The following is a 22,525-nucleotide window of genomic DNA, read 5'->3' on the forward strand; positions in this document are numbered from 1 at the left end:
GCGACCTCGTCGCTACGGTGAAATAGACCGAACAGTCTGTTTGCTAATGGAGAAGACATGCGGATGACCACGGCATGGGGCGCGGACGGCGACGGCAAGGTGCTGCGGCGAGTGCGGGTGCCACGGCGGAACCTGCGCCCGGACGACATCGCGGTCCGCGTCGACCACTGCGGTGTCTGCCACACCGACGTCCACTCCCTCGACGCTCATTCCGAGGGCCTGCTGGTGCCGGGACACGAGTTCACGGGAGTCGTGACCGAAGTGGGGTCCGGGGTCAGGACGTTCGCCGCCGGCGACCCGGTCGCCGTCGGCAACATCGTCGACTCGTGCGGCGGGTGTGTCATGTGCGAGGCCGGTCAGGAGAACTTCTGCCGCGAGTTCCCCACCCTGACCTACGGCGGCACCGACCGTCAGGACGGCTCGACGACCTCGGGCGGGTACGCCCGCGAGTACGTCGTCCGCGACCGGTTCGCCTACCGCCTGCCCGCCGGGCTCGATCCGGCGGGCGCGGCGCCGCTGCTCTGCGCCGGGATCACCGTGTGGGAGCCGTTGCGCAGTCTCGGAGTCGGGAAGGGCACCCGGGTCGCGGTCGCCGGCCTCGGCGGGCTCGGGCACCTCGCGGTCAAGTTCGCCGTCGCGCTCGGCGCGGAGACGACGGTCATCAGCCGGACCGCGGACAAGGCCGCCGACGCCCGCAGGCTGGGCGCCGGGGACGTCGTGGCGTCCACGGACGCGGAACGGATGGCCGCCGCCCAGGGCCGGTTCGACGTGGTGCTCGACACCATCTCCGTACCGCACGAGCTCGGTCCGTACCTCGGGCTCGTCGCCCTGGACGGAACCCTCAGCCAGCTCGGCCACCTCGGCCCCGTCACCGTCCGGACGATGGACCTGCTCGTAGGCCGCAAGAAGCTGACCTCGGGCGGCAGCGGCGGCCGCCCCGCGACCGCCGCCATGCTGGACTTCTGCGCCGAGCACGGCGTCACCGCCGACGTCGAGGTGCTCCCGTCGGCGCAGGTGAACGAAGCCCTCGATCGGTTGCGGCGCAACGATGTGCGCTACCGCTTCGTGCTGGACCTCTCCGATCTGCCGACGTCGGCAGCCTGATCCGCGCGGTTCCGGCGGGCAGCGGCTCCGTCAGGACGGCGTCGGGGACGGAATGAACGAAGGTGCGGAATCCGCGATCTCCGGCTCGACCGGGTGCTCCGGCTCGGCCTCGCCGCCGAACCGGGCCCGCAGCTCCTCGACGCCGCCGGCGATCTGGCTCAGCTGGGTCAGCACCGCCTCGTGGGCGGCCCGGATGGCAGCGGCTTCCTCTTCCGCGCGGGAAACGATGAGTTCCGCGTCCCGCTGCGCGGCCCGCTCGGTTTCCGCGCGGGCGATTTCCGCCTCGGCCGCCGTCTTCTCCGCCGCCGTCAGCAGCTTTTCGCTCTCTTCGCGAGCCTGTTTCTTGATTTCGGCCGCCTCGGATTTCGCGACCTGGAGGATCTTTTCGATCCGTTTGCCCAGCCCGGCGGCCCCCTCCGCTTCCGGGTCACGGGGCGCCGGCACCTGCGCTTTGGCCAGTCGGCGCTCCGCGACCCGCCGCGCTTTTTCGTGCCGGTCCACCCGCTTCTCGGCGACCCGCACGTACTCGTCCACCTGCCGACGGTCGTATCCCCGCAGGACGATCGGGAATCGAACGTCGGACTCCGGCAGCGTGGCGGTTTCGGAATCCGTGTTCTCCATACACCGAGTGTCGGCACGATCAAGACAGCGGGCAACCCGGAACCACCCGGCCACCCGCCACGCAACACACTTTCAGGGAAACCGTCCGCCACCGATGTTTCCGGTGACGCGCAAAGGCAACGAATGGCATTCACCCGAAAGCGGCATTCCGGCAGGCGAACGCGGCGATCCGACCCGGCGAGCAAGCAAGCAGCGCTCCCCCGCCACGTCGACCGGTGCCGCGTCCTCCGCCTCCCGAGCACCCGTCGGAGTGTCCCGCGTCACAGCACCACTTAGTCATGATCTATGACTATCATGTATTTTGACTACATACGGATCGCAGGCTGAGGAGCTGACGATGTCGGTCATCGAACTGACCACCTTCACCGTGGCACCGGAGAACACCGAGGCGATGCTGGCCGCGCGCCCCGGGATGGTGGCGGCGTTCCGGGAGGACCGGCGCGGCTTCCTCGCCGCCCGGCTGGTCCGCCTCGACGAGCGGACGTGGCTGGACTTCGTCGAATGGACCGACGACGCCGCGTGGGACGAGTCGAAGGCCAAAGGCGCCAACCGGCCCGCCATCGCGGCCTTCTTCACGACGATCGACACGCTGGTGAGCGCCGAGCGCGGTGTCCGCTACGACGACGCCGAAGACGGCTCGCGCAAGGTCCGCACCGTCGCCTACGGCCCCGAGCCGTCGCAGGTCGGTGAGCTGTACCTGCCCGAGGGCGAGGGCCCGTTCCCCGTCGTCGCCCTCGTCCACGGCGGTTACTGGAGCGCCATGTGGGATCGCCGCCAGATCACCGGCGTCGCCGACGACCTCGTCGGGCGCGGATACGCGGTGTGGAACGTCGAGTACCGCCGGATCGGCGAGCCGGGCGGTGGCTGGCCGGGCACCTTCCTCGACGTCGCCGCCGCGATCGACGCTCTCGACGGCATGGACCCGGCACTCGACACCGGCCGCGTCGTGCTGCTCGGCCACTCCGCGGGCGGACACCTGGCGACGTGGGCCGCCCACCGCGGCGCGCTCCCGCCGGAGGCGCCCGGCGCCCACCCGAAGATCACGCCGGCCGGCGTGGTCGAGCTGGCCGGCGCGCTCGACCTCGGGGCGGCCGACGCGGACGGCTTCGGGAAGGTCCTCGCCGACCCCGGCGCCGAACCACCGAAGGACGCACCCGAGCCCGCCCGGCCCGAAGCGTGGGCGGGAGTCGCGGAGGCCGTCGGCGACGGGATCCTGCCGCTGCTGGTGGGCGGGCACCTCGCCGCCGTCCCGGAGCACTACGCCTGGACGTCCCCCTTGGAGCTGGCCGGCGCCGGCGTCCCGGTCCTCGCCGTGCACGGCACCGCCGACGAAGCCGTTCCCGCCGGGTGGAGCCGCCGCTACGTCGAGAAGGTCGTCGCCGAGGGCGGCAACGCTCGCTACGTCGAGGTCGAAGGCGGCACCCACTTCGACGTCGTGCAGCCCGGCCACCCCGTCTGGCGGGAAGTCACCGGCTGGATACACGAAACCGTCACCGCGGCGGAGAAGGCGTGAACCACGAGGAGATCTTCGAACAGGCGTGGGCGGCGCCGGGCACGACGCCGGTGGAACTGCCCCCGGTGGCCGTCAACGACGTGCTGCGCGAGCGCTACGACGTGCGGCCGCCGTTCGACTACACCGGCGCGCAGCTGTGGGACATGGAGGTCCGCAAGGCCGCGGCGCCGGACAAGTACATCCCGACGGTCGTGAAAGCGGGCAGCGCCGAGAAGTTCCCGAGCGTGCGTCACGGCCGGTTCGAGGACTTCACGCGCGTGTCCGAGCAGCGGCTGTGGGCCGCCCCTTCGCGGTTCGCGACGATCATCGAGCACGTGCGCCTCGACCACGAGCACCGCCGCGCGTTCTTCATCGGCGCCGAACGCTTCGAAGCCCCGGACGGCCGGGTCTTCACCGCCGGCGCCGGGCAACCCCTGTTCCACGTCGAGCACTCCGTCGCCGGCGCGGAGGACGCCCCGCTCAACCTCTGGCGCATCGTGCACCTGACCAGCGCACCGGACCAGTCCCTGGTGGACGCGTTCGACGAGCTGGCGAACGAGCGCCACCTGCGGGTGTTCATCGAAGTCCACCTGCGGGAGGACCTGGGACGTGCACTCGAACGGCGAAGCTGATCGTTAAGCTGTCGGCGGCGAGCAGCGATGAGGAGCGGCGGATGGTCACCCGGGCGGAACGCAACGCGACGGATCCCGACCTGGGCGTCCTCGCGGGCCGCCTGCTGTTCGCCGTGCAGCGCGAGCTGTTCTCGACCCTGGCCGAGCGGGGCTTCGCCGACCTGAAGCCCCGCCACGGCGCGGTGCTGGCCTACCTCGACCCGGACGGGGTGCGAGCGACCGACCTGTCCAGGCTTTCGGGCCAGCACAAGCAGAACATCGGCATCCTCATCGACGAGCTGGAGTCGCTCGGCTACGTCGAGCGGCGCCCCGACCCGCACGACCGCCGGGCGAAGCTCGTCTGCCCCACCGAACGCGGGCTCGCCCAGATGCGCACCGCGGACGCGATCATGGCGGAAATCCAGCACCGGCACGCCGAACGCCTCGGCGACGAGGAGTACGCACGGTTCAAGCACCGGCTGATCGACATCACCGAGCACCAGCGCGCCCGCAACGCCTCCCGCGACGACGCGTTCTGACCGGTTGTCGATGCCGCCGCCGCCCTGCCGCGTCGGAGACCGGCCTGCCCCCGGGTGCGGTCACCGGCCGGCGGGGATCGGCTGACGCAGCCACGGCCGGCGGGCCCGGACGGTCCGAGCGGCGATGAGGCCGCTGCCGAGGACGACGTGGCCGATCATGATCGGGTAGATCACGGCGCGTTCGAACAGGCCGATGTTCCACGCCCAGCCGGTGAACACATCAGCCATGAAGGCCGCGAACGCGATCAGCCCGAAGACGCCCAGCGCGATGCTCGCGATGCGGCGGCCACGGCCCAATCCGATTCGGGTGGCGCTGATGCCGACCGCGATCGCCATGAGGTTCCCGGCCAGCATCACGCCTTGGGCACCGTAGGTGTGGAAGACGATCAGGCCGTTCGCGACGTTGGCGTTGGACCCCTGGAAGGCGCCGACGAGAGAGACGCCGACCCCGGCCAGGATCGCCGGCACGACGATCAAGATCGGCCGCGGTCCTCGGCGCAGGTCGAAGGTGAGCAACGCGCCGGCGATCAGCAGGATGCCGTAGGACACCCAGCCGACGTCCATCACCGCCCCGAGAGGGGAGTTCCCGACCTGCCCGAACGCGACCTGGCTCGGGCCGGTCAGGCCGAGTTGGCTGACCCAGTTGTAGAACGGCGAGTAGTGCGGCTCCTGCCAGGCCGACGCCGTGACGAGCTCGGCCGCCCATGACACCAGCGGACCGGCGAGGAGCAGGACAGCTCCGACGCGGGCGGCCGCGCCGGAACGCACGATCGGCGTCACTTCAGCGCCATCCCCGGGACACGGGCACGGATCGCGTCCATGGTCGCCTCGTCCGAGATCCCCTGCCAGTCGTACCGCGGCGTGTACGGCGCGGTGAGCGCCTGCACGTCCGAGTCGGTGAGCTCGACGTCCAGCGAGGCGACGGCGTCGTCGATCTGCCCGGCTGATCCGGCGCCGACCAGCGGAGCGGTGACGACCGGCTGGCGGTGCAGCCAGGCCAGCGCGATGGATGCGCGGCTCACGCCGTGGTCGGCCGCGACCTTGCCGACCGCGTTGATGATGGCGCGGTTGGAGGCTTCCTGCTCGGGTGAGTACAGCGTGTCGGCGTAGGCGCCGTCGGTCTCCGAGCGCGCAGTCGACTTCGCGTCGTCCCAGGCGCGGGCCAGCCGGCCGCGCGCCAGGGGGCTCCAGACGATCGTGCCGACCCCCTCGTCCCGGCACAGCGGAATCATCTCGCGCTCTTCCTCGCGGGCCAGCAGGTTGTAGTGGTCCTGCATGGAGACGAACCGCGCCCAGCCGTGCTGCTTCTGCAGGTGCAGGGCCTTGGCGAACTCCCACGCGAACATCGACGACGCACCGAGGTAGCGCACCTTGCCGGCCTTCACCAGATCGCTGAGGGCTTCGAGGGTCTCCTCTAGCGGGGTGGCGTGGTCGTTGCGGTGGACCTGGTAGAGGTCGACGTAGTCGGTGCCCAGCCGCCGCAGCGAGTGGTCGATCTCGGTCATGATCGCCTTGCGGGACAACCCTTTCCCGTTCGGGCCGGGGCGCATCGGGTGCCGCAGCTTGGTGGCGATCACGACGTCGTCGCGGTCGGCGAAGTCCTTCAGCGCCCGGCCGAGGATCTCCTCGCTGGAGCCGTTGGAGTACATGTTCGCGGTGTCGAAGAAGTTGATGCCCGCTTCGAGGGCGTGCTTGATCAACGGGCGGGCCTGCTCTTCACCGAGGGACCAGACGGGGTGCCCGCGGTCGGGCTCGCCGTAGGTCATCGCGCCGATCGCGATGGGCGAGACGTCGAGGCCGGTGGCACCGAGTTTCACATAGCGCATAGGAGAACTCCCAGGAGGCAAACATGCGGACAATCCTCCGCATGTGCCCCAAACTAGCGGAGGATTGTCCGCGAGTCAACGAGGGCACCCCGCCTGACCACCGCGGCCGACGAGGTCCTCGCGCGGCATTCCTGAACCACCAGCGGCCCGCGACGACCGCGCGCACATCAGGAGTGCCGGTGAGCACTCAGCCCGTCGAGAATGAGGGCGAGCATGGACGCCGAGCGGTCTTCGGGCCCCGAGGCGGCCCGCCAGAGGGCGCCGGTGAGCTGCAGGAAATCGCGGGGGTCGGCGTCGGCGCGGATGGTTCCGTCACGCTTGCCCGCATCCAGGAGCCGGGTGATGGCGGCGATGACCGGGCCGTAGGTCTGCTCGGCGATCTCCTGGTGAGCGTCGGCACTGAGGGCGTCCCCGAGACCGTGCTTCTTCCGCATGGCGGCCACCAGGTCGAGCGTCCAGCGCCGCAGTGCCTCCAGCGGTGACTCCGTCGCCAGCAACCGCGGCACCGACTCCAGCAGGCGGTCGACTTCGTGCTGGTAAACGACCAGGACGAGGGCCTCCTTGGTCGGGAAGTTGCGGTACAAGGTGCCCGGCCCCACCCCGGCGCGCTGCGCGATCCGGTTCATCGAGACGTCGCCGTCCTCGGCGAGCGCCTCGCGGGCGACCTGCAGGATGCGAGCCCGGTTCTCCCGGGCGTCCGAGCGGACCATCTGCCCTCCTTGCTATCCGGAGAGGTCTCCAGTACGTTAAGTGGAGACCTCTCCAGAACCGTACCGGAGCGTCACCCGCCACACCAAGCTCGCAGACCCGAGCAGGCCGGTGCGTCACCGCGCGGTTCGACGGATCAACGACCCTCCCACTCATCCTCGTGAGGTAACCCATGGCTGAAGTACTGGTCACCGGCGGCTCCGGCTACATCGGCAGTTTTTGCGTGCTCGCGCTGCTGGCCGGCGGGCACACCGTCCGCACCACGGTGCGCGACCTGAAGAAGGAGCCCGCAGTGCGCGAGATGGTGCGTGCCGGCGGGGCACCCGAGCACGCGAAACTCACCGTCCTGCAGGCAGACCTGCAGCAGGACAGCGGCTGGCGCGAGGCCGCCGAGGGGTGTGACTACGTCCTCCACGTCGCCTCGCCCACGCTCACCACCCTGTCGCAGGACGACGACGACATGGTCGGCCCCGCCCGGGACGGGGTGCTGCGCGTGCTGCGGGCAGCACACGCGGCCGGGGTGAAACGGGTCGTGCTGACCTCGGCGTTCGGCGCGGTCGGCATGGGACACCCGGAAAAGTCGCGGGTGTTCACCGAGGACGACTGGAGCAATGTGGACGGTGGCCTCGCGCCCTACCAGAAGTCCAAGACCCTGGCGGAAAAAGCGGCGTGGGACTTCGTCACCGCACACCCCGGCCTGGAACTGGCGGTCGTGAACCCCGTGGGCGTGTTCGGGCCCGTCCTCGGCCCCGACTACTCTCCCTCACTCGGCCTGCTCCAGCGGATGCTCGACGGCGAACTGCCCGCGCTGCCGAAGTTCGCGATGGGCTACGTGGACGTGCGCGACGTCGCCGACCTGCACCTGCGCGCGATGACCCACCCGGCCGCGGCGGGCGAACGGTTCCTGGCGATCTCCGGCCACAGCCTCTGGGTCCGCGACATCGCCGCGATCCTGCGCGACCGCCTGGGCGACCGCGCGTCCAAGGTGCCCACCCGCGAACTGCCGGTCTGGACCGCGCGCGCCCTCGCGCGCGTCAACCCCGGGCTGCGGATCCTGCGCCCGCAGCTGGGCAAGAACTTCGACGCCACCTCGAAGAAGGCGCAGGACAAGCTGGGCTGGTCACCGCGGCCGATCGAAGACACCATCACCGACACCGCGGAGAGCCTGCTCGCCCTGCGCGGCACGACCGTCTGACGGCGACCGGGCCGAAGTGCCGGTCACCGCGAAATGGCCAGCAGGACGCGCCCGAACGGGCCGTCCTCGGCGAGGTGGCGTTGCGCCTGCGCGGCCTGCTCCAGCGGGAACACCCGGTCGACCAGGGGCGTGACTTCCTTGCGAGCGACCAGTTCGAGCAGGCGGGTGTTGGCGGCGTTGATCCGTTCCGGGGTGACAGGGCGAACGGAGCCGCCGACCCCGTCGAGGACGATGTCGACGCCCCTTCCGTCGATGAGCCGGTGGACGCCGTCGCGCAGGGACTCGGTGGACAGGTCGATCACCTCGAACCCGGCAGCCCGGCCGCGCTCGGCCTTCGCGGTGCTCGTGGCGGTGGTGATCGCCGCGCCGGCACCGAGCACGCGGGCGACGTCCACGCCGCCCTGGCCGACGCCTCCGCCGACACCGGGTGCGAGCACCGACTGCCCGGGCCGGAACCCGGCGAGTTCGGTGAGGGCGAGGTAGGCGGTGAGGTGCCCGGTCGCGGCGGTGAGCGCGGCCGCGGCGGTGTCGTCGGGGACCGGCACGACGTGGCGCGGGTCGACGGCGATGTATTCGGCCCAGCTGCGTGTGCGTCACCGGGTTGAGCGTTGTCCAACGGCGGCACCGTAGGCGAGGGCGATCGCGCCGCTTACCGAACCCGCACGGTGAGGCGGCACGCGTGCGACGGAACCGAGGAAGCCGTGACCGTGCTTCAGGGTGCCTATCGGGCGGTGGACCGGTCACCGACCGGTGCGGGTGCCGGAGCGGCAACCCTTTCCCCGCCGAGGAAGACGTGGGCGATCGACCGCAGCGAGGCGATCGTGTCCGTGCCCACCGCGTGCAGGCCGACGTGGTTCGCTCCGGCCGCCAGCTCCGCTCGGACGCCCGCCGCGATGGCCGGTTCGTCGCCGTGGAGCACGAGGGCGTCGAGAAGCCGGTTGCTGAAGGGGTCGGTGAGTTCCTCCTCGGTGTACCCGATCCGGCGGAGGTTCGCGGCGTAGCTGGAAATGCCGAGGATGGGGCGCAGCCCGGCGCGGCCGGTTTCCCGGGCGCGCTCGGTGTCGGTGTCCGGCACCACGCCGTGGCCGGGGATCACCAGCTTGCCCGGGCCGAGCGCCTCCCGGGCGCGGCGGGTGTGCTCGGGGGTCACCTGGAGCGTGAGGGTGCCCGCCGCGCGCTCCGCCGCCAGCCGGAGCATCCGGGGCCCCAGGGCGGCCAGCAGGACGCGGTCGGCGGGGACACCGGCCGCGTGCAGGCGGTCGAGGTAGCTCTCGACCTTCGCCACCGGGGACGTGTAGCCGGCGTCGGTTTCGCGGTGGCCGGCGCCGATGCCGACGAGAAGCCGTCCGGCGTGCTTCTCCGCGATCCGGTGGTAGGCGTCCGCGACGGTGCCCGCGTCGGTCTGCCACACGTTGAGCACGCTCGTGCCCACCACGACCCGGCTGGTGGCGTCGAGCAGGCGCTCCGCCTGGCGGAGGTCGGCGGGCGGTGACGCGGCCAGCCAGATCGCGCCGTATCCGGCTTCCTCCAGCGTGACGGCGTCCGCCGCGGTCGCCTCGGCAGTGGTCAGGTAGGCGCCGAGGAGGCCCAGTTCGATGGTCATGATCCCGACTTCAGCAGCGGACGGCGCCGTGTGCCAGCACCAACCGCCACGTGCTGCGATAAGCTCCGCTTATCATGGAGCTGCGGGCACTGCGCTACTTCGTCACGGTCGCCGACGAGCTGCACTTCGGCCGGGCCGCCGAGCGGCTGCACATCGCGCAGCCCGCGGTCAGCCAGCAGATCGCCCGGCTGGAACGCGAACTCGGGGTCCGGCTCCTCGACCGGTCGCCCCGCCGGGTCCGGCTCACCGCCGCCGGGCAGCGGGTGCTCGAAGCCGCGCGCCGCACACTGGCCGCGGCCGGGCAGGTGGAGCTCGCGGCGAAGCAGGCCGTGCCGACCGTGCGCATCGGCACCGCGGCCGGCCTGACCGCCCGCCTGGAACGCGGGATCGACGCCCTCCGCGAGCGGGCGCCGGAGTTCGACGTGGTGCTGGTCGACCTGCCCGTCGAGGCCCGGCTCAACGCGCTCCGGCAGGGTGACCTCGACCTGGCGCTGACCAGGGGCGTGCGTTCGGTGCCCGGGCTCGAGGTCCGGCCGGCGTGGACCGAACGGCTGTTCGCGGTGGTGTCCCGGCACCACCCGGCCGCGGCCCGCCCCGCCGCGGGCCTGGCCGAGCTGGCCGGCGACACGCTGCGCCTGCCCGCCCGCGAGCACGACCCGGCGCTCCACGACGCCGTGGCCCGCGCCCTGCACGAAACCGGTCTGTGCGCGAAGCCGGGCCGGCCGACCGGCACGCTCCAGGACACGATCGTCGAAGTCGGCTCGGATCCCCGGAGCTGGACGGTGCTGCCCGCCGACCAGGTCGCCGAGATCCGTTCGACCCGGGTCCGCTCGATCCCGCTCGAACCGCCGATCACCATCGCCGGCAGCGTCGTGGTGGCCCGGCACCAGGCGAACAGCGGCGCCGAATGCGCGGTGGCCGCCTTCCGCGACGACCCGGCGCGCTGATCGGGCCGGGTCACCCGAAGCGAGGCAGGCTCCGGTAGAACGCCCGGTGCGCTTCGGCGGCCGCCGCCCACGTGTACCGCCGCGCCAGCGCCCGCCCCGGCTCCGGATCGACCCCGCCCAGCGCCGCCCGCAGCTCCCGGGCGAACCCGGGCGGGTCGGCGGCGAACCTCGCCGCCCCACCGAAGACCTCGCGCAGCACCGGCAGGTCGCGCGTCACCACGGGCACCCCGGCGGCGAGCGCCTCCATCGCGGCCAGCCCGAAACCCTCCTTAGTGGACGGGAAGGCGAACACCGTCGCGGACGCCACCAAGGAGGGCAGCGAGTCGTGCGCGACCGGGCCGAGCACGACCGGCGAGACGCCGAGTTCCGCCGCGCGTTTCTCCCAGCGCGTGCGGTAGTCGCGGTAGTCGAAGAGGGTTTCGCCGCCGGCGATGAGCAGCCGGACGTCCGGCTCGGCCAGCAGCGCGTACGCCTCCAGCAGGTCCAGCGAGCCCTTCCGCGGCTCGATCCCGCCGACCGCCAGCACGTACCGGCCCCGCTCCGAAGTGCGCGGGGCGGTCGCGAAGCGGTCGTAGTCGACGCCGTTGGGGATCACCGTCGCCGAGATGCCCCAGCCGCCGCGGACTTCCGCGGCGACCGAGGCGGACACGCAGAGGTGGGCGTACGGCCGCACGATCGCGCGTTCGTGGCAGGCCGCCAGTTCCGGGGTGGTGAAGGTGTCGAGGTGGTGGATCGTCCGGACGCACCGGTCGACGGCGTTCGCGCTGATGCAGTCCTGCGCGTGCACGACGTCGTAGGCGTCCGGGGTGAACGCCGCGCGCAGCACCGCGATCGACCGCAGGATCCGCTCGCCGACGGACTCGGCCGGGACGTCGGGGAACGGGACGACCGCCGGCCGCACCCGCGGGTCGACCGGCCGGAAGAACCCCGCGTCGCCGCCGCGGCCGAGCGTCCACACGGTGACGTCCTCGCCGAGTTCCGCCAGCGCCTCGGCCAGGGCGAGCGTGTGCACCACCCCGCCACGGGGCTTGGTCGAGTAGCTCAGCAGGGCGATGCGCATCAAGCCTCCCGGTACACCGACGGTTTCCGCTCCCCCAGGTGGTGCAGCACCCGGCGGGCGTTGGCGATCTCCTGCCCGATGTCGAGCTCGGCCACCGCGATCCCGGCCTTGGACCAGGTACGGGCCAGGATGTCGCCGCCGGGCCCGACGACCTTGGCCTGGCCGAGGAACCGCATCCCGCCTTTTCCGCCGGTCTGGTTGGACGAGACGAGCACGACCTGGTTCTCCGCCGCCCGGGCCTGGTCGTAGAGGTCGAACAGCCGGGACTGGCGGTCCTGGGCCATCCGCGGCGCCCGGTTGGTGATGCTGGTCGGCCACGCGCTCAGGCAGGCGACGATGTCGGCGCCGTCGAGGGCGAGGGAGCGGGCCGACTCGGGGAAGGTCTTGTCGTAGTCGATCAGCATGCCCAGCCGCCCCACCGGGGTGTCGAACGCGGCGAACCGGTCACCCGGCTGGTAGGCGACGCTCTCCCCCGGCGGCTGGTGGACCTTGCGGTGCCGGCCGAGCACGCCGTCCCCGGTCACGCAGACCGCCGAGTTGTACCGCCGCGGCCCGTCGGCCTCGCAGTAGCCCACGCAGACGACCATCTCCGCGGCGAGCGAGGCGATGGTCTTCAGCTCCGCGCAGTCCGGGTCGAGGGCCGGGGGCAGGGCGTCCGGGTCGGGGTGGCGCAGGTCGGCGAGGTAGCCGCCGAGGGCCGCGTCCGGCAGCACCAGCAGCGCGGCACCCGACGTGCGCGCGTGGTCGATCAGCGTCGTGATGCGCTGGAGGTCGAAGGCGAGGTCGCGGCCGAAGTGCGCGGCCACGGCGCCTATGCGGATCTGCCCCATCCACGTGACACTAACGCGTAGGTTTCGGGCCGTCTGTCGGCCAGGTGTCCCATCGACCGCCGCGCGGTCTCCAACGCCGCCCGGACGTCGAGTTCGGCGACCGCCAGGCCCTCGGCGACGCCGGTGTCGGCGAGGACGTCGCCGCCCGGGTCGACGACCTTGGCGCTCGCGACGAACCGCAGGTCGCCGAACGCGCCGGACTGGTTGGCCGAGAGCCAGACGATCTGGTTCTCCAGCGCGCGGGCCCGGTCGAACAGGTCGAACCGGCGTTTCCAGCGGTCTTCGGCGAGGTCGGCGGCCGGGTTGGTCCGGCTGCCGGGCCAGGCGCTCATGCAGACGACGATCTCCGCGCCGTCCAGCGCCAGCGCCCGCGCGGACTCGGGGAACGCCTTGTCGTAGCAGATGAGCATGCCCAGCCGCCCGACCGGCGTGTCGAACGCGGCGAACTCCCGCCCCGCGCCGTAGCTGGCGTTTTCGGCCAGGGGCTGGTGGACCTTGCGGTGGTGCCCGAGGACGCCGTCGCCGCTGACGCACACCGCGGAGTTGTAGCGGCGGCCGCCGTCGAGTTCGCAGTACCCGGCGGTGACCACGAGGTCGCCGGCCAGCGCGGCCAGCCGCGCGATCTCGGCGCCGTCGGCGGCGAGCGCGGGCGGCCCCTCGGCCCCGCCGTCGAGGTTGGCGAGGTAGCCGCCGAGCGCGGCCTCGGGCAGGGCCAGCAGCCGGACGCCTTCGGCTTTCGCCTCGCCGATCAGCTTCTCGATCCGGGCGAAGCCGGCTTCGAGGTCGCGGTCGAACGGCGCGGCGGCCGCGGCCATTCTCAGTGTCGTCATGAGTTCCCCAATCCGGTGACGCCGCCGTCGATGACGGTCGTCCGTTCGCCGTCGGGCCAGCGCAGCGTGACGCCGGCGCCCGCGACCAGTTCGCCGCAGGCCGCGGTGACCGCGGGTCCGGCGGGTGCCGGGGCACCGGTGGTCAGCATCGCGAAGCCCGGGAAGCAGGTGAGCCAGTCCCCTGTGGACGCTTCGCGCGGCCGCGGCACGCGTTCGACGTCGAGCACCGCGCCGCAGCCGGAGGCCTCGGCGAGCATGCCGAGGGTGCCCGCGATCCCGGCCATCGAGACGTCCTTGGCCGCGGCCGGTCTCGCGGCCGCGACCGAGCCGAGCAGGGCACGCAGCTCGGGTGTGCGGCGGAAGCTCGTCGAATCCCACTGCCGCCCGGTGTAACCGGGCCGCCAGCCGCCGCCGAGGTCGGCGGTGAGCCAGACGCGCTGCCCCGGCCGCCCGCCACCGCCGGGCACCGGGTCGGCGGTCCGGCCCAGCGCCGTCACCGACAGCGAAGCCGGCACGCCGAACTGCGTGTGCCCGCCGAGCACCGGCACGCCGTACGCCTCGCTCGCCTTCCGCAGTCCACTGAGGACACGGGCGGCGAAGGACGCGTCGCGGGCGCCGAGCGCGTCCAGCAGCCCGGTCGGGGCGGCGCCCATCGCCGCCAGGTCGTTGAGGTTGACCAGCACCGAGCACCAGCCCGCCCATTCCGGGTCGCGCTCGACCATGGCCGGGACGATCGCGTCGCAGGCGGCGACGACGTCGGTGCCGGGCAACGGGACGCCGTCGTCGCCGACGAAGCCGGGCACGCCGGTCAGCCCGCGCAGCAGCGGGCCGAGCGCGGCCTTCGTCGCCCGGGCCAGCGCGGCGATCCGGCCGATCGGCCACCGCATCAGCACGTGGTCGCGGCCGGCGACGGTCACCGGCCGCACGCGCTGCCACCCGAGCCGGGTGAACAGCTTTTCGGTGCGGGTCTGGACGGTGGCCTCGAACCGCAGCGCGCCTTCGGCCTCGGCTCGCGCGCAGGCCGCGCGGACCAGCGCCGAGCCGATGCCGGGCGGCGAGCCGGGGGCGACGACCAGGCGGCCGCCCCGCCACCAGCCGAGGTCGGGCCCCTCGGTGGCTGGGCCGAGCCGGACCCCGCCGAGCACGGCTCCCCCGGTGTCCCGGGCGAGCAGCACGATGGTCCGCGAATCGAGGTCGTGGTCGTCGAGGTCGTGCCCGGTGAACAGTCCTTGCCGTGCCACGAAGGCTTCGTGACGCAGCGCGCGGTAGGCCGCCAGGCCGTCGTGCCCGGCTTCGGCGATGTGGAACGCCGGGCGGGCGGCGACGCTGCGGACGTCGCCGAGCAGCGCGAGGATGTCGTGGTCCACGTCAGCCTCCGACCGCGCTGAGCAGCCCGCAGGCGCCGCACGCGGCGCAGCCCGCACCCTGGTCGGCACCGACCATCCCGGCGGCCCGCAGCAGCGTCGCGACCCGGCTGGTGACCTCGGCGACCAGCGACGGCGAAGGCGCGGTGGCGCCGTCGCGGCGGGCCAAGGTGCCGAGCATCGGCCGCATCGGGACGACGAACGGGTAGACGCCCAGGCCGATCAGCCGCCCGGCCCCGGCGACCAGGTCGTCCGGGTCCTCCCCGAGCCCGATCAGCAGGTAGGTCGAGACGCGGTTGCGGCCGAACACCCGGACCGCTTCCGCCCACGCCGCCTCGTACTCGGTGAGCGGCACGGTGGACTTGCCCGGCATCCAGCGCCGCCGGACCGCGTCGTCGAGCGACTCGACGTGGATGCCGATCGAGGTCGCCCCGGCGTCGCGGAGCTCGGTGAGCACGCCGAGGTCGCCCGGTGGCTCGATCTGCACCTGGATCGGCAGGCCCGGCACCGCGTCGAGCACCGCCCGGACGCACCGGACGAGGTGCCGCGCGCCGCGGTCGGGGCCGGCCGTCGTCCCGGTCGTCAGCACCATCTGCCGGACGCCGTCGAGCCGCACCGCCGCTTCGGCGACCTCCGCGAGCTGCTGCGGCGTCTTGGCGGCCACGGTCGCCCCGGCCCGCAGCGACTCCTCGATGGTGCAGAACCGGCACCGCTGGTCCTCGGCGTACCGGATGCACGTCTGCACGACGGTCGTCGCCAGGACGTCCTTACCGTGCAGCAGCGCGATCTTCCGGTACGGCACACCATCCGAAGTGGACAGATCGTAGAACCGCGGCCGCGCCACCGGGGTCACGCTCAGGCCGAGGTCGACGGCACCCCGGTGGATCCGGCCGTCGCGGACCTCGTACGGGCTGTCCGGGTTCAGCGGCAGCGTCGCGTTGGCACCGTCGACGACCAGGTGGCCGTCGTCGCTCGGCCCGGCGCCCTTGCTGCGTTGTACGGGTGCGTCCGCTCGCACCCCGCGGACGGCGATGTCGGCGCGGGTGTCCAGGTCCTCTTCGATGCCAACGCGCACGAGCCGCTCCTAGAACATGTAGGTGGAGTTGATGATCGCGCCCTTGCGCGCGTAGTGGATCAGCGCGTCCTGCACGTCCAGGGGGTGCGTCGGGATGACGCCCTCGATGAGGTCCTCCTCGCGGGCACCGTGCAGCGACAGGCCGAAGCGGCAGCAGTAGGCCTTGCCACCTTCGGAGATGAACGTCTTGAGCTGGTCGTTGATGTTCAGCTCGCCCGGGAACGCGGCGTTCCCGGTGGTCGGGAAGCCGCGGGTGGCCAGGCAGTTCAGCGAACCCGGGCCGTAGAAGTAGATCGCGGCCTCGAAGCCCTTCCGCAGCGCGCGGGTGGCCTGCAGGATCGCCACGAAGCTCACCGACGACTCGTGCGCGATGCCGTGCACGAGCGTGAAGTAGCTCTGGCCGGGTTCGGCTTGGTAATCCGGGAAGACCTTGGTCCCGCCGTACAGGCTGGAGCCCTGCGGCAGCGACGGGTGCGGGATCTCGTCGAGGCTGGTCTTCTCGGTCTCGGTCAGCTCTGCCATCGGTCTATTTCCCTTTCTTCGGTCCGTACAGCACGTCGAACGTGCCGCGGAAAACCAGGTCGGCGAGCTCGCCGTCGCCGGCCGCGGCGGCCAGCTTGGCGAGTTCGCCCTCGTGATCGCCCCACGGCTGGTCGGAGGCGAACAGCACGCGGTCGTGGCCGAGACCCCGGCGTGAGATTTCTTCGACGAGCCAGCGCGGGGTGAAACCGATCGCCCACGACAGGTCCGTGTAAACCCGCTTCCCGGCGGCGATCCAGTCGAAGAACCGGCCGCCGACGAGCTTGATGTGCCCGCTCATCCCGCCGCCGAAGTGCACGAGGTGCAGCTTGACGTCGTCGGCGTAGGCGTCGACGAGCTGGCCGACCTCGTCGATGTCGGAGGCGGCACCCGGTGAGGTGTGGACGTGCACGACGAGGTCGTGTTCCCGCGCGGTGGCGAAGATCTTCTCCAGCTGCGGTCGGCAGGCCGGGTCGGACGCCCGGCCGCCCAGCAAGAAGCTGAGCTTCAGCGCCCGGACCCCGCTTTCCCCGGCCAGCTTCAACGCGTCTTCGGTGCGTTCGGCGTCTTCGGGTCGTGGGGACACCCACAGCGCGGCGCTGATCCGATCGTCCTTCGCCGCGGCCTCGACGCAGAGTTCGTTGAAGGAGAACGCGATCGCCGGGTCGGGGACACCGTAGTTCGGGATCACCAGCGCGCGTTCGGTGCCTTCGCGGTCCAGATCGGCCAACAGCTCGCCGATCGTCGCGCGGGCGCCGATCGCGGGGGCGACCGGTGGGCCGCCGTAGAACGGGTACGCCGGCAGCACGCCCAGGTGCCGGTGGGCGTCGTTCGTCCACCGCATCACGCCACCGTCCGCGGAGCGACCCAGTCGTCATCGGCCGGGTAGGTGCTCACCGGCGTGCCCGAGATCCACCGGACGTCTCCCCGGCCGCCACCGGTGATCCGCCGCGTCAGGTACTCCGCGTCCGCGGCGACACCGCAGAACCGGCCGGACCCCCAGGTGTGCTGCCACGGCAGGCCGATGAAGTACAGCCCGGGACAGCTGGTGACACCGCGGTGGTGTGTCGGGTAACCCTTGCCGTCGAACACCGGGACGTCGATCCAGCGGTGGTCGCGACCGAACCCCGTGCACCAGACGACCGCCGAAAGGGCTTCCGCGTCGAGGGTGCGAGGCCCCTCCGGCGGTACCCACACCGGCTGGTAGCGCTCTTCCGGCGGCGCCGTGATGCCCCGTTGCCCGATGAAGGCGTCGATCGAATCCTTGATGCCCTCGGAGACCGCGTCCGCGGCGTCGAGGTTGCGGCGCAGGTCGTCCGCGAAACTCAGCTGTCCACTTCGGACACCGAGCAGCCTGCCGTAGAGCTGCATGCCTTCGGTGGCGAACGCACGCAGGTCGATGTCGTGCCCGCCGTCGCGGCCGGTGACGTAGTGGTTCGCCCGGAACCGCACGGCGTCCGCGTCCGCGAACTCGTCGATGGCCCTGGCGTAGTAGCCCATGTCGTCGAGCCAGGCGACGACGTCCCGGCCGCGGTAGCGCCGGGCCACCCGCGGCGCCGACCCGACGGCGAGGTGCACGCGGCGCCCGGCCAGGTGCAGGTCCTCCGCGACCTGGCAGCCGGACTGCCCGGTCCCGACGACCAGCACCTCGCCGTCCGGCAGCTGCGCGGGGTTGCGGTACTCGGCCGAGTGCAGCTGGACGACGTGCTCGGGCAGCCGCTCGGCCGGCCGCGGCTTCAGCGGCACCTGGTAGGGGCCGGTGGCCAGCACCACGTGGTCGGCGGTCAGTTCCCCGGCCGACGTCGTGAGCCGGAACCCGCCACCGGCCAGCTGCCGCAGCCGCGTCGCTTCGACACCCTCGCACAGCGGGACGTCGAACTCCTTCACGTACGCCTCGAGGTAGGCGACGATCTCGTCCCGGCCCATGAACCCGTCCGGATCATCGCCCGCGTAGGGGAATCCGGGCAGCCGGCATTGCCAGTTCGGCGTGACCAGGCAGAAACTGTCCCAGCGGCGGGTCCGCCATTCGTGCCCCGCGCGCTCGCGTTCGAGCACCACGTGCCCGACCCCGGCGGTGGTCAGGCAGTGGGACATCGACAGTCCCGCCTGGCCGCCGCCGACCACGATCACCGGCCGGTGCAGGCCGTCGAGCTGGAAGTTCATGCCGATCAGTGCACCGGCGAACCATTTCCGGACGGTTTCATCCGGAACACCGGCGTGTTTCCAGGCCGCCGCAGCGTGACAACTTCCCCCGGCGCCGCTTAACATTCACCCGCCCGGGGTGGCCGGTCGCCGGCCTCGCCGGAGAACTCAGACCAGGGGCTCCCCGCCGTCGACGGCGAGCGAAACCCCTGTCAGGAAAGCGTTTCCCAGCGCGAACACGACCGCTTCGGCGATTTCCTCCGGACGCCCGATGCGCCGCGCCGGGCTGGTGCTCGCGCGGGCCGCGAACAGCGCCGCCTTCTTCCGCTCGCCGAGACCGTCGTAGGCGCCGGTGTCGATCGTGCCCGGGGAGATGGCGTTCACCCGCCGCGGCGCCAGCTCCACCGCCAGGCCGCGCACCAGCGCGTCCACCGCCGCGTTCGTGGCACCGACGGCCAGCATGCCCGCGGCGGGCTTCCGTGCGGACGAACCCGAGAAGAAGACGAACGAGCCGTCCTCGGGCAGGCGTGGTGCGAAGTGTTTCGCCAGCAGCAGCGGGCCCAGCACCTTCACGTCGAACGACCTGAGCACGACGTCGTGCTCGAGTTCCGCCAGCGCACCGCGGGCCCGGGCCGACGCGGTCGACACGACGTGGTCGACCCGGCCGAGCTCCTCGGCCAGCGCCGCGACGGAAGCCTCGTCGGCCAGGTCGACGTACGCGGTCTCGATGCCCGGGTCGGCGTAGGCCCCGGCCAGTGCCGCTCGGTCCCGCCCGGCCGCCACGACCTGCGCCCCGGCCACCCGCAGCGCTGACGTCACCGCCCGGGCGATGCCGCCGCCGCGGCCGACGACGAGGACTTTGCGGCCTTCCAGCGAAGCCATCTCAGTTCCCTTCCGGAACGCGCGAGCGCAGCTCGTCGGGGTCGAGCCCACGGTCGATGCCGTGCGGGGTGACCGTCTGGCCCGGTTCGAGGACGAGCTTGCGGCCGTCGAGGGTCACCTCGACGACGTCGGGCTCGAACGACACGAACCCGGACACGCGCTCGACCTCGGGCCACGCCTCGGGGTACGACCAGGCCGCGCGCCGGCCGGATCCGATGTCGAAGTAGCCGGCCAGTCCCTTGTACGGGCAGAACGTCTCGCCCTGCACCGGCGTCAACGCCGCCAGGTCGATGTCCTCGCGCGGCACGTACCAGCGCGGCGCGAACCCCGACTCGTAGAGCACGACCGGGCGCCTCGTCTCGGCGACGACTCGGTCGCCGTCGCGCACGACGAGGTGCCGGGAGGTCCGCCGGATGTCGATGCGGTGGTACGGGTCGGCCGCGTGCCCGACGATCCGCTCGTCCTCTTCGTAGAAGGCGTCCATCGCCCGCCAGGCGAAGGCGACGCGGTCGCGCAGGACGTCCGCGTGGCCGGGGAGATCCGGGTACCGCCAGGCCGCGTGCGGCGCCGCCTGGCCGCCCGCCCGCACCGTGAACCACTCGGCCGGGCCGAGCTCGGGGTGGTTCGTCGTCCGGTTCTCGGCCGCCAGCACGTCTTCGCGGACGTCGGCGACCGGGAAGTACGCGACCGGGTAGCGCCCGGGTTCGTGCAGCAGGACGACGTCCTCGCTGTCGGCCACCCAGTCGCCGCCGAACCGCACGCGCATCCGCCGCCGCAGCGGCTCGGCGAACAGCAGGCGCTCGGGCAGTGGCTGCTCGACCAGGAAGTGACCCACCGCCCGGGTGGCCAGTGGTCCTTGCTGCCAGGCCAATCCCATGACCATCTCCTAACCCTTATAAGTCAGTTTGATGGTTAGACATGGAAGCAGCGCATGCTGTAACCTGTCAAGCATGGGTTTGGAGGTTAGGTTGACGACGACCGACGAGGCGCTGCTGCTCGACCTGCTCAACACCACCCCGGTCCGGGACGGCCGGGCCGGGGACGACCTCGCCGGCCCGCGGGCGGGCCGGGCGTGGCTGGCCGGCCACGGGCAGCCGGCCACCGACGACGAGCTCCGCGCCCTGCTCGAAGTGCGCCCCGTGCTGCAGGCCGTCGTGCGCGGCGACGCCTCCCCCACCGCGGCCGCGCGGTTCGTCGACGGTGCGAGCTACCGGGCCGCTTTCGGCGACGACGGCGTCGAGTGGGTCCTCGACGTCCCGCCCGGCCGGTCCGCCGCCGCACGGGCCGTGCTGGCCTGGGACGCGCTCGCGAAGTCGAGCCCCGGCCGGCTGCGCCCGTGCGCCAACCCCGAATGCCGGCTGTTCCTGATCGACCACAGCAAACCCAACAGTGCCCGCTGGTGTTCGATGGCCGTGTGCGGCAATCGCATGAAGGCGCGGCGGCACTACCAGCGCACGCGGATCTCGGCCGACTGAAGCCGCCCGAAGGAGACGACCACCATGGCCCGCTTGGTGTCACTGAACGTCGGACTGCCCCAGGACGTGCCCTGGCAGGGGCGGACCGTCCACACGGGAATCTTCAAGTACCCCGTCGAGGGCCGCCGCATGGTCCGCCGGCTCAACGTCGACGGCGACGGCCAGGGCGACCTGGGTGGCCACGGCGGCGAGAACCGCGCGGTGCTCGTCTACCAGCGCCAGTCCTACGAACACTGGCGGCGGTTCCTCGGCCGCGACGACCTCGAGGACGGCCAGTTCGGCGAGAACTTCACCGTCGACGGCCTGCCCGACGACGAGGTGCACATCGGCGACCGGTACCGCATCGGCGAGGCCGAGTTCGAGGTCACCCAGCCGCGCGTCACGTGCTTCCGCGTCGGGATGCGCCTCGGCGAGCCGCGGATGCCCTCGCTGCTGGTGGCCCACCACCGGCCCGGCTTCTACCTGCGGGTCATCACCGAGGGCCACGTCCAGGCCGGCGACGAGATCGTCCGCACCCGGACCGGACGGCACGAACTGAGCGTCGCGGCCGTCGACGCCCTGCTCTACCTGCCCGGCCGCGACCGGGACCTGCTGCGCAAGGCCGTCGACGTCCCGGCGCTCAGCCCGGGCTGGCAGGGATCGTTCCGGGACCTGCTGGCGGAGGAGCCCCCGGCACCCCGCGGCTGGAGCGGGTTCCGGCCCCTGCGCGTCACCCGTGTGGTGCCCGAGAGCACGACGGTGGTCTCCTTCCACCTGGCCGCCGAGGACGGCGCGCCGCTCCCCCGGCCCGAGCCGGGCCAGTACCTCACCCTGCGCGTCCCCGGCGCCGCCGACCCGGCACCGGTCCGCAGCTACTCGCTGTCGGCGACGCCATCGGAGCGCGAGTACCGCATCAGCGTCAAACGGGACGGAGTCGTCAGCAGCTACCTCCACGCACAGCTGACCGCCGGCGCCGTCGTCGCCGTCGCGGCCCCGCGCGGCGACTTCGTGCTGGCCGAAGAGGACCGGCCCGTGGTCCTCGTCTCCGCGGGCATCGGCGTGACCCCGGTCCTGGCCATGCTGCACACCCTCGCCGCGAACCGGACTCCGCGGGAGGTCTGGTGGCTGCACACCACCCGGACCGCCGCCGAGCACGCGTTCGCCGCCGAGGCACACGCCTTGCTGGCGAGCCTCCCGCACGGCCACGAGCGCATCCACTACACCGCGGAACACGGCCGGCTGACCCGCGAGACGCTGTCGGACCTGCCGGTCGACGGCGCCGTCTACCTGTGCGGACCGGACGCCTTCATGACGGCCGTGCGGGAATCCCTGACCTCTCTGGGGTTCGACCCGGCACGTGTCCACAGTGAACTGTTCGGCGGCGTGTCCGCGATCAACCCGGGCCTCACCGGCGTCGTCCGCAAGACCCCGCATCCTCCGGCCGGCGCGGCCGGAGCGGGCCCCGCGGTCACGTTCGCGCGGAGCGGGCTCACGGTGCCGTGGAGCGACCGCTACCCCAGCCTGCTCGAGTTCGCCGAGGCGTGCGACGTGCCGACGCGCTGGTCGTGCCGCACCGGCGTCTGCCACACCTGCGTGACCCCGGTGCTTTCGGGCCGGGTGCGCTACGACACCGAACCGCTCGAACCGCCGGCGCCGGACGAAGCACTCGTCTGCTGCGCCCAGCCGCAGGACGACGTCGTCCTGGACCTGTGAGACCCGATCG

Annotated in this window: 24 protein-coding genes; 8 read left to right on the forward strand and 16 right to left on the reverse strand. The window is 72.4% G+C overall.

Going from position 1 to position 22,525, the window contains the following annotated elements; all coding sequences use genetic code 11:
- Positions 1 to 63 precede the first annotated feature (63 nt).
- Positions 64 to 1,104, forward strand: a complete 1,041-nt coding sequence (locus ACWDN5_RS10885) for an NAD(P)-dependent alcohol dehydrogenase (protein WP_449676013.1) — start codon at positions 64 to 66, stop codon at positions 1,102 to 1,104.
- Positions 1,105 to 1,134: 30 nt separating this feature from the next.
- Here ACWDN5_RS10885 and ACWDN5_RS10890 read toward each other — a convergent pair whose 3' ends face one another.
- A complete protein-coding gene (locus tag ACWDN5_RS10890) occupies positions 1,135 to 1,725 on the reverse strand; it encodes a hypothetical protein (RefSeq protein WP_449676014.1) in 591 nt (196 codons plus the stop codon).
- Positions 1,726 to 2,062: 337 nt separating this feature from the next.
- Here ACWDN5_RS10890 and ACWDN5_RS10895 point away from each other — a divergent pair, with 337 nt between their 5' ends.
- The 3 genes from ACWDN5_RS10895 to ACWDN5_RS10905 are packed head-to-tail and all read left to right on the forward strand — an operon-like array spanning position 2,063 to position 4,367.
- A complete protein-coding gene (locus ACWDN5_RS10895; protein WP_449676016.1) occupies positions 2,063 to 3,238 on the forward strand; it encodes an alpha/beta hydrolase in 1,176 nt (391 codons plus the stop codon).
- Positions 3,235 to 3,849, forward strand: a complete 615-nt coding sequence (locus ACWDN5_RS10900; protein ID WP_449676018.1) for a hypothetical protein — start codon at positions 3,235 to 3,237, stop codon at positions 3,847 to 3,849. The genes ACWDN5_RS10895 and ACWDN5_RS10900 overlap by 4 nt, the downstream gene beginning before the upstream one ends.
- Positions 3,850 to 3,890: 41 nt before the next feature.
- Positions 3,891 to 4,367: a MarR family winged helix-turn-helix transcriptional regulator gene (locus ACWDN5_RS10905; RefSeq protein ID WP_449676019.1), complete on the forward strand. Its 477-nt coding sequence runs from the start codon at positions 3,891 to 3,893 to the stop codon at positions 4,365 to 4,367.
- Between the two features lie 60 nt (positions 4,368 to 4,427).
- Here ACWDN5_RS10905 and ACWDN5_RS10910 read toward each other — a convergent pair whose 3' ends face one another.
- The 3 genes from ACWDN5_RS10910 to ACWDN5_RS10920 form a co-directional block, all read right to left on the reverse strand.
- The gene (locus ACWDN5_RS10910) at positions 4,428 to 5,147 is read right to left on the reverse strand and encodes a DUF998 domain-containing protein (RefSeq protein WP_310971885.1); all 720 of its coding nucleotides are present in this window, start codon (positions 5,145 to 5,147) and stop codon (positions 4,428 to 4,430) included.
- Positions 5,144 to 6,193 (reverse strand): aldo/keto reductase, encoded by a 1,050-nt coding sequence (locus tag ACWDN5_RS10915; RefSeq protein ID WP_449676020.1) that lies wholly within the window; start codon positions 6,191 to 6,193, stop codon positions 5,144 to 5,146. Before ACWDN5_RS10915 ends, ACWDN5_RS10910 begins: the two co-directional genes overlap by 4 nt.
- Positions 6,194 to 6,360: 167 nt before the next feature.
- The gene (locus tag ACWDN5_RS10920; protein WP_449676021.1) at positions 6,361 to 6,903 is read right to left on the reverse strand and encodes a TetR/AcrR family transcriptional regulator; all 543 of its coding nucleotides are present in this window, start codon (positions 6,901 to 6,903) and stop codon (positions 6,361 to 6,363) included.
- 170 nt (positions 6,904 to 7,073) lie between these two features.
- Between ACWDN5_RS10920 and ACWDN5_RS10925 the strand changes: the two genes are divergently transcribed.
- Positions 7,074 to 8,096, forward strand: coding sequence for an SDR family oxidoreductase (locus ACWDN5_RS10925; protein ID WP_449676022.1), 1,023 nt, complete (start codon positions 7,074 to 7,076; stop codon positions 8,094 to 8,096).
- A 23-nt stretch (positions 8,097 to 8,119) separates the two neighbouring features.
- On the opposite strand, the gene ACWDN5_RS10930 is transcribed toward ACWDN5_RS10925, so the two are convergent.
- Positions 8,120 to 8,641: a zinc-binding dehydrogenase gene (locus tag ACWDN5_RS10930; RefSeq protein WP_449676023.1), complete on the reverse strand. Its 522-nt coding sequence runs from the start codon at positions 8,639 to 8,641 to the stop codon at positions 8,120 to 8,122.
- A gap of 176 nt (positions 8,642 to 8,817) precedes the next feature.
- Positions 8,818 to 9,699 (reverse strand): TIGR03620 family F420-dependent LLM class oxidoreductase, encoded by an 882-nt coding sequence (locus ACWDN5_RS10935; protein WP_449676024.1) that lies wholly within the window; start codon positions 9,697 to 9,699, stop codon positions 8,818 to 8,820.
- A 74-nt stretch (positions 9,700 to 9,773) separates the two neighbouring features.
- Here ACWDN5_RS10935 and ACWDN5_RS10940 point away from each other — a divergent pair, with 74 nt between their 5' ends.
- Positions 9,774 to 10,646: a LysR family transcriptional regulator gene (locus tag ACWDN5_RS10940; protein ID WP_449676025.1), complete on the forward strand. Its 873-nt coding sequence runs from the start codon at positions 9,774 to 9,776 to the stop codon at positions 10,644 to 10,646.
- A gap of 10 nt (positions 10,647 to 10,656) precedes the next feature.
- On the opposite strand, the gene ACWDN5_RS10945 is transcribed toward ACWDN5_RS10940, so the two are convergent.
- From ACWDN5_RS10945 to ACWDN5_RS10990, 10 genes are all read right to left on the reverse strand, one after another.
- Positions 10,657 to 11,706, reverse strand: coding sequence for an MSMEG_0565 family glycosyltransferase (locus tag ACWDN5_RS10945; RefSeq protein WP_310971878.1), 1,050 nt, complete (start codon positions 11,704 to 11,706; stop codon positions 10,657 to 10,659).
- A complete protein-coding gene (locus ACWDN5_RS10950; protein WP_449676027.1) occupies positions 11,706 to 12,536 on the reverse strand; it encodes a carbon-nitrogen hydrolase family protein in 831 nt (276 codons plus the stop codon). Before ACWDN5_RS10950 ends, ACWDN5_RS10945 begins: the two co-directional genes overlap by 1 nt.
- Positions 12,518 to 13,366: a carbon-nitrogen hydrolase family protein gene (locus tag ACWDN5_RS10955; RefSeq protein WP_310971876.1), complete on the reverse strand. Its 849-nt coding sequence runs from the start codon at positions 13,364 to 13,366 to the stop codon at positions 12,518 to 12,520. The genes ACWDN5_RS10950 and ACWDN5_RS10955 overlap by 19 nt, the downstream gene beginning before the upstream one ends.
- Positions 13,363 to 14,733 carry an MSMEG_0567/sll0787 family protein gene (locus tag ACWDN5_RS10960; protein ID WP_449676028.1) on the reverse strand — a complete coding sequence of 457 codons (1,371 nt, stop codon included), beginning with the start codon at positions 14,731 to 14,733 and terminating at the stop codon, positions 13,363 to 13,365. The genes ACWDN5_RS10955 and ACWDN5_RS10960 overlap by 4 nt, the downstream gene beginning before the upstream one ends.
- 1 nt (position 14,734) lies before the next feature.
- Positions 14,735 to 15,805, reverse strand: a complete 1,071-nt coding sequence (locus ACWDN5_RS10965; RefSeq protein ID WP_449676029.1) for an MSMEG_0568 family radical SAM protein — start codon at positions 15,803 to 15,805, stop codon at positions 14,735 to 14,737.
- 9 nt (positions 15,806 to 15,814) lie between these two features.
- Positions 15,815 to 16,327 carry an MSMEG_0572/Sll0783 family nitrogen starvation response protein gene (locus tag ACWDN5_RS10970; RefSeq protein WP_086864132.1) on the reverse strand — a complete coding sequence of 171 codons (513 nt, stop codon included), beginning with the start codon at positions 16,325 to 16,327 and terminating at the stop codon, positions 15,815 to 15,817.
- A gap of 4 nt (positions 16,328 to 16,331) precedes the next feature.
- Positions 16,332 to 17,168: an amidohydrolase family protein gene (locus tag ACWDN5_RS10975; protein ID WP_449676030.1), complete on the reverse strand. Its 837-nt coding sequence runs from the start codon at positions 17,166 to 17,168 to the stop codon at positions 16,332 to 16,334.
- On the reverse strand, positions 17,168 to 18,487 hold the full coding sequence (locus ACWDN5_RS10980) for an MSMEG_0569 family flavin-dependent oxidoreductase (RefSeq protein WP_449676032.1): 1,320 nt from the start codon (positions 18,485 to 18,487) through the stop codon (positions 17,168 to 17,170). Before ACWDN5_RS10980 ends, ACWDN5_RS10975 begins: the two co-directional genes overlap by 1 nt.
- Before the next feature lie 147 nt (positions 18,488 to 18,634).
- Positions 18,635 to 19,348: an SDR family oxidoreductase gene (locus tag ACWDN5_RS10985; protein WP_449676033.1), complete on the reverse strand. Its 714-nt coding sequence runs from the start codon at positions 19,346 to 19,348 to the stop codon at positions 18,635 to 18,637.
- Between the two features lies 1 nt (position 19,349).
- Positions 19,350 to 20,225: a DUF427 domain-containing protein gene (locus ACWDN5_RS10990; protein WP_310971870.1), complete on the reverse strand. Its 876-nt coding sequence runs from the start codon at positions 20,223 to 20,225 to the stop codon at positions 19,350 to 19,352.
- A gap of 73 nt (positions 20,226 to 20,298) precedes the next feature.
- Between ACWDN5_RS10990 and ACWDN5_RS10995 the strand changes: the two genes are divergently transcribed.
- Together ACWDN5_RS10995 and ACWDN5_RS11000 are read left to right on the forward strand one after the other, a co-directional pair.
- On the forward strand, positions 20,299 to 20,823 hold the full coding sequence (locus tag ACWDN5_RS10995; protein ID WP_449676035.1) for a CGNR zinc finger domain-containing protein: 525 nt from the start codon (positions 20,299 to 20,301) through the stop codon (positions 20,821 to 20,823).
- A 24-nt stretch (positions 20,824 to 20,847) separates the two neighbouring features.
- Entirely contained in the window at positions 20,848 to 22,515 is a 1,668-nt protein-coding gene (locus ACWDN5_RS11000) for an MOSC domain-containing protein (RefSeq protein ID WP_449676036.1), read from the forward strand.
- The last annotated feature ends 10 nt before the right edge of the window (positions 22,516 to 22,525 follow it).

It is taken from the genome of Amycolatopsis sp. NPDC003731 (assembly GCF_053586895.1).

Bases quoted from the DNA above. Each gene is read 5' to 3' on its own strand.
- ACWDN5_RS10885 (WP_449676013.1), top strand. From the start codon at position 64: ATGACCACGGCATGGGGCGCGGACGGCGACGGCAAGGTGCTGCGGCGA.
- ACWDN5_RS10890 (WP_449676014.1), bottom strand. From the start codon at position 1,725: ATGGAGAACACGGATTCCGAAACCGCCACGCTGCCGGAGTCCGACGTT.
- ACWDN5_RS10895 (WP_449676016.1), top strand. From the start codon at position 2,063: ATGTCGGTCATCGAACTGACCACCTTCACCGTGGCACCGGAGAACACC.
- ACWDN5_RS10905 (WP_449676019.1), top strand. From the start codon at position 3,891: ATGGTCACCCGGGCGGAACGCAACGCGACGGATCCCGACCTGGGCGTC.
- ACWDN5_RS10915 (WP_449676020.1), bottom strand. From the start codon at position 6,193: ATGCGCTATGTGAAACTCGGTGCCACCGGCCTCGACGTCTCGCCCATC.
- ACWDN5_RS10920 (WP_449676021.1), bottom strand. From the start codon at position 6,903: ATGGTCCGCTCGGACGCCCGGGAGAACCGGGCTCGCATCCTGCAGGTC.
- ACWDN5_RS10925 (WP_449676022.1), top strand. From the start codon at position 7,074: ATGGCTGAAGTACTGGTCACCGGCGGCTCCGGCTACATCGGCAGTTTT.
- ACWDN5_RS10935 (WP_449676024.1), bottom strand. From the start codon at position 9,699: ATGACCATCGAACTGGGCCTCCTCGGCGCCTACCTGACCACTGCCGAG.
- ACWDN5_RS10940 (WP_449676025.1), top strand. From the start codon at position 9,774: ATGGAGCTGCGGGCACTGCGCTACTTCGTCACGGTCGCCGACGAGCTG.
- ACWDN5_RS10945 (WP_310971878.1), bottom strand. From the start codon at position 11,706: ATGCGCATCGCCCTGCTGAGCTACTCGACCAAGCCCCGTGGCGGGGTG.
- ACWDN5_RS10950 (WP_449676027.1), bottom strand. From the start codon at position 12,536: ATGGGGCAGATCCGCATAGGCGCCGTGGCCGCGCACTTCGGCCGCGAC.
- ACWDN5_RS10955 (WP_310971876.1), bottom strand. From the start codon at position 13,366: ATGACGACACTGAGAATGGCCGCGGCCGCCGCGCCGTTCGACCGCGAC.
- ACWDN5_RS10970 (WP_086864132.1), bottom strand. From the start codon at position 16,327: ATGGCAGAGCTGACCGAGACCGAGAAGACCAGCCTCGACGAGATCCCG.
- ACWDN5_RS10975 (WP_449676030.1), bottom strand. From the start codon at position 17,168: ATGCGGTGGACGAACGACGCCCACCGGCACCTGGGCGTGCTGCCGGCG.
- ACWDN5_RS10980 (WP_449676032.1), bottom strand. From the start codon at position 18,487: ATGAACTTCCAGCTCGACGGCCTGCACCGGCCGGTGATCGTGGTCGGC.
- ACWDN5_RS10985 (WP_449676033.1), bottom strand. From the start codon at position 19,348: ATGGCTTCGCTGGAAGGCCGCAAAGTCCTCGTCGTCGGCCGCGGCGGC.
- ACWDN5_RS10990 (WP_310971870.1), bottom strand. From the start codon at position 20,225: ATGGGATTGGCCTGGCAGCAAGGACCACTGGCCACCCGGGCGGTGGGT.
- ACWDN5_RS10995 (WP_449676035.1), top strand. From the start codon at position 20,299: ATGGGTTTGGAGGTTAGGTTGACGACGACCGACGAGGCGCTGCTGCTC.
- ACWDN5_RS11000 (WP_449676036.1), top strand. From the start codon at position 20,848: ATGGCCCGCTTGGTGTCACTGAACGTCGGACTGCCCCAGGACGTGCCC.